We start from the raw sequence: 12,318 nt of genomic DNA on the forward strand, positions 1-12,318 counted from the left end.
ATTTGTTCAAAGAAAAACGCGAAGAAAGTAAAAAAACTTTCTACGCGTTCATAAGCTCTAGAATAGTGATAAAGGCGAATGCGTAGCAAAGTAAAGTGATTTACTATACTTTTCACCTAACGAAAACATCCGCCTTCATAGAGAAATCATTTAAGGTGATTTCGTAGAAACATCCGAACCCTATTATCGAACTTATATGAAAGCAATCCTTGCATTTAATTTTTTTCATTTTACTCTTTGTACACATTAAAATCAACTGATAGTGCGATTGATTAAATATTCCCAACTTTCTTTCAGCTCTCTAAAATCGACTTCTTCCTTATCTTTTCCATAAACATGTTGTTCATATACTTCTGTCAGCTTTTGCATTTCATCTGTCTCTAGCGCAGCATCTACTCGCTCAGCAAACGCACGCAATGTTTCCCCATCTCTTCTACGCAATCCAATACGGGATAATTGCTTCAACAATACATGGTAAGAAGAATCGAAGTTTGACCAATCCGCTACCTTTTTGCGATATACACGCACATGCATCTTAGGAATCCATGTTTTACGTTGTAAGTATAACGTAATACTAATAATGATCAGTAAAACCACGATGGCAATCCACACATAAGTGAATTTTTTCAGCCATGTCCATACTGCATCTAAATTAAATGTTGATGGAGACTGTTCCTTTTCAGATACCTTTTCTTGTGGTTGGGGCTGCTCTGGTTTTTTTTCTGGCTGCAATACCTCTTCCTGATCAGCTGTATCTAGTGGGATATCATAATCAATATTCACATTACCTGTAAAGCCGATGGTAGGTTCAAACTCCATCCAACCCGTGCCAGGTATATATGCTTCCACCCAAGAGTGCGCATTGTCATTCGTGATTCGATATTCGCGCAGTCCGTCTGTTATCGGTCCTACTGTGCCAGGTGCAAAGCCTTTAACCCATCTTGCTGGTATGCCTAGTGAACGTAAAAGCACAACCATCGAAGTGGAGAAATTATCACAATAGCCTACTTTAGTATCGAATAAAAATTGATCGACATAATCTTGATTTTCAGCAGGAATTGCCGCTTCATTTTTATCGTATCTAAAGCCATTGGTTCTAAAGTAACTTTCCACAGCTTTAATTTGATCGTATATCGTAGCTTTACCTTGCGTTATATCAGAAGCTAAATCTCTTACACGCTGCGGCAGCTGGTTTGGTAATTGTAGAAAACGATTATATGAAGGATCTAATGTTTCAAGTGTAGTAGGATATGACAATTGAAGCTGCTCCATACTATAAACTGGTTCACTATAAGACAATGAGTAGTTTGATAACGATTTTGATTCACCCGCCTGCTGCTCTATCGTCATTTTTTCAGTCTGCTCATCCTGAATAAATAAAGTGGCGTCTTGAGCTGAAACAGATAATAAACCATAAGTTTGAATCAAAAATGGCATTGGAACAGCAATATCTAATTGAATTTGTCGCTCATTTTCTGGTAATCCTACTTGTAAAGAAGTATGAATGGGTGTATTTGTTTCATAGACATTTTTGCCAAAGTTTCCATCCGAAATAATCCAGCCTTTTGATGTATACGTATCTTTTGTTTCAATACGCCAATAATGCCGATCACGAGAAGAAGCCGTGAAAATTAATGTATTATCCCCTTGGAATGGGCCTCCGAGCTGACTATCATCTTGGCCATAGCCAACTGATTTTTCCCCAGTTCCGCTTCCAGCTTGGCCAGTAATTTCTTGGATGAATGGCACAGGATCTGCCCATGTTGGTCCTGTCTTTGGTAAAAAGAATGCGACAGAGCTAACAAGCAATACTGAGACAAGCATCGGAATAACAATTTTCCATTTCTCCAGTATAGTACTTGTTGTCTCAACTTGAAGCCATAGACGTTTAACAAAGAGTACTCCTGTCATAATTAATCCAAGTACAATAACTTTTACAATAGCCGCTTTACCATCATAATCACTAAACGTATCTAATGTGGCAATAAAGAAGACAGTCATAGCAAAAAAGTAAAATATATTTTTCCGCACTGAAACCCAATGGTGAATTAAATAAACAAGCATCCAAATTAATACAAGAAATAGCACTGTCCTAAAGGCATTTGATACTTGTCCAAAATCCCCCGATAGTATAGAGGCCATATTCCCTGTCCATTCAGACAATAAAAACGGTAAAGTTTCTCCTGAAAAAACGGGGCTTGTACTATAAGTGAAGACAATAAGCCAAGTAATATAGCCTAACTTCACTAATCCAGATAATATTGGGTGTACTCGGCATAAACTTAACGCTAGGGATAAACCAATAAACACAAGGAAGAGTTGCATCCCGCCAGTATTCGTTAATTGCATAATAGGAATAAGCCATTCACGCAAAATGAAGAATATAATAATATACGCAATGGTTAATTCTATAAATTCCCCTAATGGTCGTTTCACGGTTTCATCACCTCCGTGAATAAATGATAAAAATCTGTTGGGTCTACATAAACGATTTGTATATGTTTATAGCGCATCATAAGCTCAGATTGCACAGGTGGCTGTTTTGCCACTACAAAACAAATACAGCTTTTCACTAAATTCGCAAGAGTATGTAGTAATTCTTCTGATACATCACTTGTCACATAAAGCAATGTTGCAACTTGCTTAAAAGATTGCTGATCATAAAATCTGAATTTGACATTCTCTGTAGGCTTTATAGCAGCTAAATGATACATAATCTGATCTAATTGCTTTTCACCTTGTATAACCGGGAATACTTTCGTCATTTCTCCAGCAGAAATAAAAGATAAATCTCCTCGTTCTTGAACAATCATCTGTAGCATGGATGCTACTAACTCCACTTTTTCTTCAAACATTGGAGATTTTTTAGCGTCTAATACGAGCAATAACTCTGAAGATTGTCGATCCTCAAACTCCTTCGATTGTAAGGTTTGCGTTCTCGCAAATGATTTCCAATGAATCCATGAAAAGCGATCTCCTGGAACATACTCTCTTAACCCAACAGCCATAGATGTGTCCTTTACAATGGAATAGGGTGACATCATAGAGCCAACATCATATTTCGTTTGAAGGGTAGCGTATTTCATCTCCCTGATTCTCGGATAAATTAAAATAGTTTGTTCCTTTTCTGCTATGACAGGCTTTTTTGCCCAGCCAAAGAAATCATAGAAAACCATTGTAACCCCTAAGTAGCGATGCTCTCCACGAGGCATCTTTTCCAAGTCATAATGCCAGCTAAATTTTTTCCTAAAGCCAACAAACTTAATGGCATTTGAATTTTCTATTTTAGCCTGTACTAACCCTTCACTATCTACAAGTTCCTCCATCATGATATAGGCAAATGGGAAACGTGTTCTTCTTTCTATCGTAATAAACACCTTTGCCGATTGCCCTCGTTCTATATGATTTGGTTCAATTTTACGCTCTACAAGTAAAATATCTTCTCTCACTACAAGGAACAAGAGTGCGTACACTAAAAATGGACTAACCGTAAAAAATACAAACCAGCTGACGAATCCTCCTTGGAACATAGCGTAACTAAATGTTACGACCATCAAAAAGGTAATCAATAAAAAATGTTTGCTTTTTTCTAAAAAGCCTTTCCATTTCTTCATTGTTCTGCAAACCTTTTAGTCGGAACAGGTATACTCGCAATAATGCGCTTGATTATTTCGTCTGCGGCTACGTTATCGTAGCGTGCATCTGGTTTTAAAACTAAACGATGGTTAAAGACAAATGGCACAAGATATTGAACATCATCGGGTGTCACATAGCTGCGCCCTTTCATAAATGCATAAGCTTGAGAAGCTTTCATTAGCGCTAATGTTGCCCGCGGACTCACCCCTAAATAAACATAGCTATTTTCCCTTGTTTGGGCAGCAAGCTCCACCATATAATTTTTAACTGAATCTTCCACATACACGCCCTGAACAAGCTCCTGCAATTCAATTAATTGCGTTACAGATAACACTGATTCGATTTTTTCAATTGGTTTACCATTTTCAGCTCTTCGCAAAATTTCTACTTCTTGCCCTCTAGATGGGTAACCCATTTTTATCTTCAATAAAAAGCGATCCAGTTGTGCCTCTGGTAAAGGATAGGTACCCTCATGTTCAATCGGATTTTGTGTGGCCATAACAAAAAATGGCTGGTTAATTAGCAGTGTTTTTCCGTCAATTGTGACAGATGCCTCCTCCATGCCCTCTAATAAGGCAGATTGTGTTTTTGGCGACGTACGGTTTATTTCGTCTGCTAATACAACATCCCCCATAATTGGTCCTGGGCGAAATTCAAACTCCATTGTTTTTGGATTATAAATAGATATACCAACTACATCTGAAGGCAATAAATCTGGCGTAAATTGAATGCGTTTAAACTGAGCGTCAAAGGATTTCGCAAGCGCTCGTACCATCATCGTCTTTCCTACTCCAGGTACATCCTCTAACAAGACATGCCCTCTCGCTAATAATGCGACAAGACTAAGCTCAGCAACCTCTCTTTTACCAATCATTACTTTTTCTATATTTTCTAAAACATCCTGTATTTGAGAATTCATAAATCAAAAAAGCCTCCCATTCCATCAGGCAATTGTGTGAATTGCACGATAACTTATCCTAAGCATAGCGAAATCTGTCTTCTAAAACAATTATCTGAAACCGCTACATACTATTGATCCTCATAAAGAAGGCTTGTTTGAATGTTATCAAACAAGCCTAGTCCTTATTATATAACGTCATTCCGTAATAGAATGTTACAAATTTATTCTTTTTAACCATATTTCTTCCAACGATGTAGCATCTTCTTGTAAAAAAATATTAGTTATCGTCCCAGAAACAATAATTTTCCCTTCATGTAAAACTAATATATCATCTGCTATTTCTTCAGCAAAAGACAGCAAGTGTGTAGAAAATATGACCGTATTCCCTTTCTCCTTTTCCTCCAACATCATATTTTTCAGCTGCGCTATCCAAAACGGATCAAGGCCATTAGTCGGTTCATCTAAGATCAACAAAGAACCGCTGCCAAGTAAGCTTTGCGCAAGATTTAATCGTTGTAGCATTCCCTTAGAAAACTGTTTAGCCTGTTGCCTGCGAACGTCCCACAAGGAAACGCGCTTCAAAACGTGCTCTTGTTCATATTTATCTACTTGTTTTAAAGATGCCAACAACTCTAAAATTTCAGCGGCAGTTAGCATAGTAGGGAAATCTACATCGTCAGGCATATAACGAATTGCCTGTGGTTTATGCCATATCATTTCCCCAGATTTTTGCTTTTCTTGACCCGTTAATAGTCGAATCAACGTACTCTTTCCTGCTCCATTGCCTCCAACCAGCGCTAAAATTCGACCTGAATGCAATGTAAAGGTTGCTTCTTTTAAACCTCTATCATTATCATAGACATTAGCTACATTTTTCGCTTCTAAAAGAATCATCGTTGCTGGTCCCCCTTTAATAACTTCGTAGCAAGCATAAGCGGCAAAACAATCCAACAAGTCGTCACAATCCCATATACCACGTGACCCAATGGCGACAAATAAAACTTCGTTACTCCATAAAACGCTGGACCAAGCACACTAGCTTGATTGCTGAATATAAAATAACCAAAGCGCAGCCATTCCACAGGATTTATATGTATCGTTATGATGGTAAGCTTTTGTAAAACATGACCAGCTACAACTGCACCTAGAGCCATTAAAGCATAAGATATAAGCAATAAAAAAAAGGACCATACAACAAGTGATAATGCTAGTGCAAATAACCTTGTTTGGGCAAATGCCCCCAGTGCAATACCTATTGAGACAAAAATAAAGATACTTAATAGCGTAAGGATAACTAAAACAAACGGTAATCGTACGCCGCCTAAAAAACCACCTAATGCTAAGACAACACCAAATGCCACTAACACAACCAGTAAAAAGGCAAGTGATGTTGCTACATATTTGCCTATAATATATTGTCGTCGTTTCATCGGATAGGTTTTTAGTAACGAATACCAACCAGATTCTATATCACCAGCTATACTCATACTTCCAATGCTTACAATAAATAATGGTAATAGAAACAATAATACATTTAAAAATGATGCTGTTTGACGTGTAAAACCCTCGATATCAGGTAAAGCCATTTGTTGAATGACAATAATTGCTACAAAAACAAATGTAAAAAGAAAGGCTACTAGTTGCATCCAACGACTTCTTAAAATTTGCTTCAGCTCTATTTTCACAAACATCACTCATGTATCCCCCAATTAAACGTTAGCAAATCCTGATAAGCCAATAGTTGACCATCTCCTTCATTAGTCATCCATTTTTGCGCTTCATCTTTTGTCGCAAATGCTAGAACTCCATAGTTCATCGGAGTCCAATACTCTTTGTTGTATACAAATGTCGCTTTATAAATGTCAATCCATTCATTGTTTGCCTTATTTTTAATATAGGCTGCGCCAACTTCATCCTCACCATTTAGCTCAAGATATTCCATCAGACACCCAATATCATCAAAAATCTCATAGTCTCCATTTTTCAAAACAATCTGTCCAGCATATTCATTATGAACAATACTCATATTACAAATTTCACAAACATCTGTTTCACTGATAATCTCACGTGGTTTATATGTTTTATCGCTACATCCTACCAATAGTGCACTGCATAAAATCAAAATAGTTATCCATCTAGTCATATTCGCATCCCTCTTTTCCAAAACCATAAACCACACATAGATACCACTAGACCAATTAACAATTGTATGATATTTATCGAAAACTCCGTCTTTCTCATATCGCTAAGTAATTTTGGTTCATTATCTACGAGTAGATTTTGTTCTGTTTTATTAATTTGCTGATCTAGTGACGTCAAGATCATGACGCTTGGTGATGCTACAAAAAATTGATAAACTGGTTGTCTCACCATCCACTGTCCAAAGCTCGATACAGCTACGTAGGGAACATCCCCGAAACCATCGCCCGCAACATCTATCCCAGTATAATCATCATAAAAATTGCCAATGAGACGCAAACCTTGGTGGTCTGATCTTGCTGTTAATATATTTCCCGTAAACTGATTATCATTTATGATTGAGTCATCCTCTACCTTTGTACCTTCTAATGCGGTCTGATTCATTCGAAAGCGATTTTCTTGTATTTGAATGTCTGAACTTTTTTGCAATGCTACACCTACTCGATTATTATGAAAGCTATTTTTTCTTATCATTGCTTGCTGAGTGTCATACATTAAAAGACCATAGCTATTGAAATCGTTATGGCTACTGACTGTATTATTAGCTATTTCTAAGTCAGTAGTCATCATGATCATTAGACCTGTAACATTATGTAAATACTTATTGAAAAGCACCTCCACACCACTCGAATACATAAAGTGTGTTCCGTAACGGCTATTCGTCACCTTGTTTCGTTGAACATCGATTTGCTTCACTTCTTCTACGTATATACCATCTTGCACTTGTTCAATAGTATTTTGTTCGATGGCAATGTCCTCGCTTTTAAACACAGCAATCCCATTGCCTTTTTCAGCATAATGTGACTGATTACCAATAATCCTATTTTCTAAAATTCGAACATGCTTTGAACGTTGAATATGGATACCTACTTGAACATCTTTTACCTCTATCTCTCTCAACTCTAGATTCTCTGCCTCATTGGCTACAATGCCTTTGTTTTTTGCACTTATCATTATATTTTCTACAGAGACATTAGCTACATGTTCAATTTTTAGTGCAGGGTTATTATTTAAAGAATACAACTCAACCCCCTCTTCTCCTCGTAGTATAATTGGTTTCTTCACCGTAAAATTCCCTTGGTAACGACCAGCAGGAATATGAATAATCTCTCCAGTTTTCGCTTGATCAATAGCAAATTGAATATCAAATTCCGCATATGCCGTTTGACTTGTAAATAGAAAAAACAAAAAGAAAAAACTGATTTGTTTCATCACTCTTCACCTCCCCATTCAGCATGAAAAGACTAGAGGAATGCCCCCTAGTCTAACGCTTTAATGACTGTGTCCCTCTTGTTCATGATTCATTCCATTCGAATGCATGGAACCAGATTCGCCATTTTCTTCCTCAGCCTTTTTTTGCATCATTTTCTTCTTACGTCTCTCCAATGCATCATCTTTAATTTTTTGTAGATCTTCAACGTAAGCTTTCGAATTTTCTTGGATATATTTATCTGCTTCAGCCTTGTTCACAAAATAAATATAGCCCCAGTTCATTGGAGATTTCAGCTCTGTTTTCACAATAGTTACATCTTCAACCTTTGCCCAATCCTTTGTCACAAAATCACGGACAAATTTTTCATTTTTTTCTTCATTGGCAACCTCCGCGTTCAACAAACAGCCAATATCGTCATAAAAAGCAATGGACCCATCTTCTTTTATAGCTTGTGTTGAAAATACTCCCATCTCGTGATCTTTCATGTAAACCTTCATATTACACATTTCACAAACTGTATCTTCCTTTGGCTCTTGTAACCGTGGGTCTACTAGCGAAGCAACCTGGACAGAATCTTCTTTCAATGTTGCTGTTTCATTTTTCGTAGCCTCTTGCTCCGTTTCCTTCTCTTTCACTTGGGCTTTTTCACTGCCACATGCTGCAAGTACAAATAATAATATTAGTGCAGGTAACCATAATTTTTTCACAACTATTTCCTCCAAATTTAGTTTTCTGTTGCTATACTCTACATTACAGATTAGTTGTGAAATTAGTTAAAAATCGGAGTGAAGAATTGGAAAAATTATCTTGAACATTCAATGAACATCTTCACTTCAAATATTTTGAATTTAGAGCAATTCTTTTTCCACTCTTATATAAAAACTCCCCACACTATGAATGTGGAGAGCTCGTTATTTATATGGAAGAACGGTAACTATTGAGTCGCTTCTTTTGTTTGCTTAAACGGCTTAGCTTTAACGCAGTTTCATTTAATTCCCGACGAATTTGTAAATCACTAGCACTATCCATATGAATAGGCGCTGTATGTTGATGTTGCTGCTGTTGATTTGGTGCATTTATTGAACTGTGCTTCTTCTCTTTATTTTTTTGCAAACTATTTTTAAATAGCTTTTGTGGATTTTGCCCAAAGTTATGGCTAATATCCCCAGCATGCAAATACTGATTTTCTTGCCGAAAAACACTGCTTGTCGTTGCACTCACTCTAGAAGTCCTCATAAAAAGTTACCCTCCCCTACATTTTATTATCCTTATAGGTAATTATATCGACATTATATGCTGATCATTAACAACATAGAACCAAATGGCATAAAAAAAGAGAGAAAAGAGCTATTTTCAAAAGCGAAGTTCACTTTTTCATAACTCTTTTCACTCATCTTACTTCCAAAAATCATCAAATATCGTAATTGGCATATGACGTTTATGTTGAGAACGCAAATAATATCCTTCTAAGATTCGGCGTGGTTCTTCAGGAATTTCTTTTCCCTCTAAATAATCATCGATTTGATCATATGATACACCAAGTGCCACTTCGTCTGGCAATGATGGACGATTCTCCTCTAAATCCGCTGTTGGCACCTTTTTATAAAGATGCTCAGGACATTTAAGTTCTGCTAACAGTTGTTTACCTTGTCGTTTATTTAGACGAAAAATCGGCATTAAGTCCGCTCCACCATCACCAAATTTTGTATAAAACCCCGTAATAGCCTCCGCAGCATGATCCGTTCCTAACACAACTGCCCCATTCATCGCGGCAATTGAATATTGCACCTTCATACGCTCACGAGCTTTTTCATTCCCTTTCACAAAATCATTCAGCTCAACGCCTGCATTTGCTAAAGCCAACACACTAGCATCTACAGCATTTTTTATATTCACAGTGTAAATTTTCGTTGGTTTTATATAATCAATGGCATCCTGACAATCTTGTTCATCAGCCTGCACGCCATATGGTAAACGTACAGCCAAAAAAGAATACTTCATTTCCCCAGCCTCTGCATTCAGTTCATCAATTGCCAACTGTGCTAGTTTTCCTGTTAACGTCGAATCTTGACCACCAGAAATACCAAGAACGAATCCTTTTACAAAGCTATAGTGTTGTGCATATTCCTTTAAAAAATCAATGGATTTACGTATTTCTTCCTGTACATTAATAGTAGGCAATACACGTAATTCTTCAATAATTTGTTGTTGTAAAGTCATTGTACCCGTCACTCCTCTTATTTACATTCGCTTAACCATATTGTGCACTTCTTCAATATTACGCATTTTATTATCCCAGCATTTTTGGCTGAGATCGACTGGATACTCTTCAGGATTCATCGCACGTTTATATTCATCCCACAGCAATTCTAAATTTTCCGCAGCATAATCACGCATTTCCACCAAAGTAGGATTTTGATAATTGATTACTCCATTTTTAATGACATGTTGATGTAAATTTTTTGCTTCAAAATTTGTGACAAACTTTGATACAAATGTATGGATTGGATGGAACATTTTTATGCGTTCCTCAGCTTGAGGGTTTTCTTCTTGCATCGTAATATAATCGCCCTCTGCCTTCCCATTTTTTTTATCGATAATACGATAGACATTTTTTAATCCTGGCGTTGATACCTTTTCCGCATTAGCCGAAATTTTGATTGTATCTTCAAGTTGCCCTTCGCTATTTTCGATAGCCACCATTTTATAAACTGCACCTAATGCAGGCTGATCGTAAGCTGTAATAAGCTTTGTACCAATTCCCCAAACATCTACTTTTGCACCTTGAGATTTTAAATTTAAGATTGTGTATTCATCTAAATCATTCGAGACAATGATTTTGGCATCCTGGAAGCCTGCAGCATCCAACATACGACGAGCTTCTTTTGATAAAAACGCGATATCACCGCTATCTAAACGTATGCCAATAAAGTTAATTTTGTCTCCTAGCTCTTTAGCTACTTTAATAGCAGTTGGCACACCTGATTTCAATGTATTGTAAGTATCTACTAAAAAAACACAATCACGATGACGTTTAGCATAAGCATGGAATGCATCATAATCATTTTTATAAGCTTGTACTAACGCATGTGCGTGTGTACCAGAGACAGGAATATTAAAAAGTTTACCTGCACGAACATTACTAGTAGAAGCAAAGCCCCCTATAAACGCAGCACGAGTTCCCCAAATAGCTGCATCCATTTCCTGTGCACGCCTTGTCCCAAATTCCATCGCCACTTCATTTTTAGTAATTTGTTTAATACGGCTTGCCTTTGTGGCAATTAATGTTTGGTAATTAACAATATTAAGCAATGCCGTTTCAATAAGCTGCGCTTCTACTAATGGAGCTTCAATTCGAACAATCGGTTCATTGGCAAAAACAAGCTCCCCTTCTACCATAGAATACATATCCCCTGTGAATCGAATATTTTTCAAGTACTCGATAAAGTCCTCCTTGTAGCCCACTTCCTCACGTAAATAGGTAATATCGGATTCGCTAAAATGAAAATCACGTAGATAATCAAGCATTCGCTCTAACCCAGCAAATATGGCATAGCCATTACCAAAAGGTAATTTCCTAAAATATAATTCAAAAACTGCTTTTTTATTATGTATGCCATCCGCCCAGTAGGATTCTGCCATATTAATTTGATATAAGTCTGTGTGTAGCGCTAAGCTATCATCTGCATAGTTTGATCTCAAAAGAAACCCCTTCTTCCGCTTTGATAATTAGTCCTAGTATACACTATATACCCAAATTCTTGCGTTTTACATATCTTCTATTTGATGTTAGGTTTTCTAACATAAATAGTCAGAAAATTTAGAACTGTTCACATTTTAGACACATTTTTTAGTACCGCTTTCATTCCTTTTATAAAAACATTTTCTGCAAACTATTTCGAGAATAGAAATATAAGATGTAAGGTAATATAACATGCATTCTAAAAAAACAATTGCATTGATTTTTATTCCGCTTTAACATGTAAATTAAATTTACGCAAGGAGCTGGTACACATGAAAAAAATTGAAGCAATCATTCGTCCTGAAGTTTTTGGGGCCGTTCGGGACGGACTTGCAAAGGAAGGAATTGCAGGTTTAAGCGTCTCTGAAATTGCCGGCTGTGGTCGTCAGTTAGGTAGAACAGGACTCTTTCGCGGCAATACGTATGAAATTGAATTTTTACCTAAATTGAAATTGGAAATGATTGTGGACGATGGGAAAATCGATGCCATCGTAGAGATTTTATTGCGTGAAGCAGCAACTGGCAAGGTCGGGGACGGAAAGATTTTCATTTATCCAGTAGAACAAGCAATTCGTATCCGAACAAAAGAAGTCGGATCGATTGCAGTAGAGTAAAGGGGGAAGATAT

Annotated in this window: 12 protein-coding genes and 1 riboswitch; of the genes, 1 reads left to right on the plus strand and 11 read right to left on the minus strand. The window is 36.9% G+C overall.

Translation table 11 applies throughout. The features are described from left to right. Nucleotides 1-118: 118 nt before the first annotated feature. Nucleotides 119-220, minus strand: a riboswitch (purine riboswitch). A gap of 32 nt (nucleotides 221-252) precedes the next feature. The 11 genes from MHI22_RS13180 to MHI22_RS13230 form a co-directional block, all read right to left on the minus strand. Further along, a complete protein-coding gene (locus MHI22_RS13180) occupies nucleotides 253-2,436 on the minus strand; it encodes a DUF4129 domain-containing transglutaminase family protein (RefSeq protein ID WP_340812181.1) in 2,184 nt (727 codons plus the stop codon). Continuing rightward, nucleotides 2,433-3,614 carry a DUF58 domain-containing protein gene (locus MHI22_RS13185; RefSeq protein ID WP_340812183.1) on the minus strand — a complete coding sequence of 394 codons (1,182 nt, stop codon included), beginning with the start codon at nucleotides 3,612-3,614 and terminating at the stop codon, nucleotides 2,433-2,435. The genes MHI22_RS13180 and MHI22_RS13185 overlap by 4 nt, the downstream gene beginning before the upstream one ends. Next, complete coding sequence (locus tag MHI22_RS13190) at nucleotides 3,611-4,555, minus strand: AAA family ATPase (RefSeq protein ID WP_249646066.1); 945 nt, start codon at nucleotides 4,553-4,555, stop codon at nucleotides 3,611-3,613. The genes MHI22_RS13185 and MHI22_RS13190 overlap by 4 nt, the downstream gene beginning before the upstream one ends. A 195-nt stretch (nucleotides 4,556-4,750) precedes the next feature. Further along, nucleotides 4,751-5,431, minus strand: coding sequence for an ABC transporter ATP-binding protein (locus MHI22_RS13195; protein ID WP_058845190.1), 681 nt, complete (start codon nucleotides 5,429-5,431; stop codon nucleotides 4,751-4,753). Further along, on the minus strand, nucleotides 5,428-6,228 hold the full coding sequence (locus MHI22_RS13200) for an ABC transporter permease (protein ID WP_249646071.1): 801 nt from the start codon (nucleotides 6,226-6,228) through the stop codon (nucleotides 5,428-5,430). Before MHI22_RS13200 ends, MHI22_RS13195 begins: the two co-directional genes overlap by 4 nt. Then, nucleotides 6,228-6,680 carry a nitrous oxide reductase accessory protein NosL gene (locus MHI22_RS13205; RefSeq protein ID WP_058845192.1) on the minus strand — a complete coding sequence of 151 codons (453 nt, stop codon included), beginning with the start codon at nucleotides 6,678-6,680 and terminating at the stop codon, nucleotides 6,228-6,230. The genes MHI22_RS13200 and MHI22_RS13205 overlap by 1 nt, the downstream gene beginning before the upstream one ends. After that, complete coding sequence (locus MHI22_RS13210; protein ID WP_330493955.1) at nucleotides 6,677-7,948, minus strand: right-handed parallel beta-helix repeat-containing protein; 1,272 nt, start codon at nucleotides 7,946-7,948, stop codon at nucleotides 6,677-6,679. Before MHI22_RS13210 ends, MHI22_RS13205 begins: the two co-directional genes overlap by 4 nt. 60 nt (nucleotides 7,949-8,008) lie before the next feature. After that, the gene (locus MHI22_RS13215) at nucleotides 8,009-8,656 is read right to left on the minus strand and encodes a hypothetical protein (RefSeq protein WP_340812186.1); all 648 of its coding nucleotides are present in this window, start codon (nucleotides 8,654-8,656) and stop codon (nucleotides 8,009-8,011) included. Between the two features lie 208 nt (nucleotides 8,657-8,864). After that, entirely contained in the window at nucleotides 8,865-9,185 is a 321-nt protein-coding gene (locus MHI22_RS13220; RefSeq protein ID WP_058845195.1) for a hypothetical protein, read from the minus strand. 159 nt (nucleotides 9,186-9,344) lie between these two features. Continuing rightward, a complete protein-coding gene (gene nadE / locus MHI22_RS13225) occupies nucleotides 9,345-10,169 on the minus strand; it encodes an ammonia-dependent NAD(+) synthetase (RefSeq protein WP_271911045.1) in 825 nt (274 codons plus the stop codon). 21 nt (nucleotides 10,170-10,190) lie between these two features. Then, nucleotides 10,191-11,651, minus strand: coding sequence for a nicotinate phosphoribosyltransferase (locus tag MHI22_RS13230; protein WP_082673778.1), 1,461 nt, complete (start codon nucleotides 11,649-11,651; stop codon nucleotides 10,191-10,193). 312 nt (nucleotides 11,652-11,963) lie between these two features. Here MHI22_RS13230 and MHI22_RS13235 point away from each other — a divergent pair, with 312 nt between their 5' ends. Further along, on the plus strand, nucleotides 11,964-12,305 hold the full coding sequence (locus MHI22_RS13235) for a P-II family nitrogen regulator (RefSeq protein WP_036124574.1): 342 nt from the start codon (nucleotides 11,964-11,966) through the stop codon (nucleotides 12,303-12,305). Nucleotides 12,306-12,318 lie beyond the last annotated feature (13 nt).

This window comes from Lysinibacillus sp. FSL L8-0312, assembly GCF_038003285.1.
Taxonomy (GTDB): domain Bacteria; phylum Bacillota; class Bacilli; order Bacillales_A; family Planococcaceae; genus Lysinibacillus; species Lysinibacillus fusiformis_D.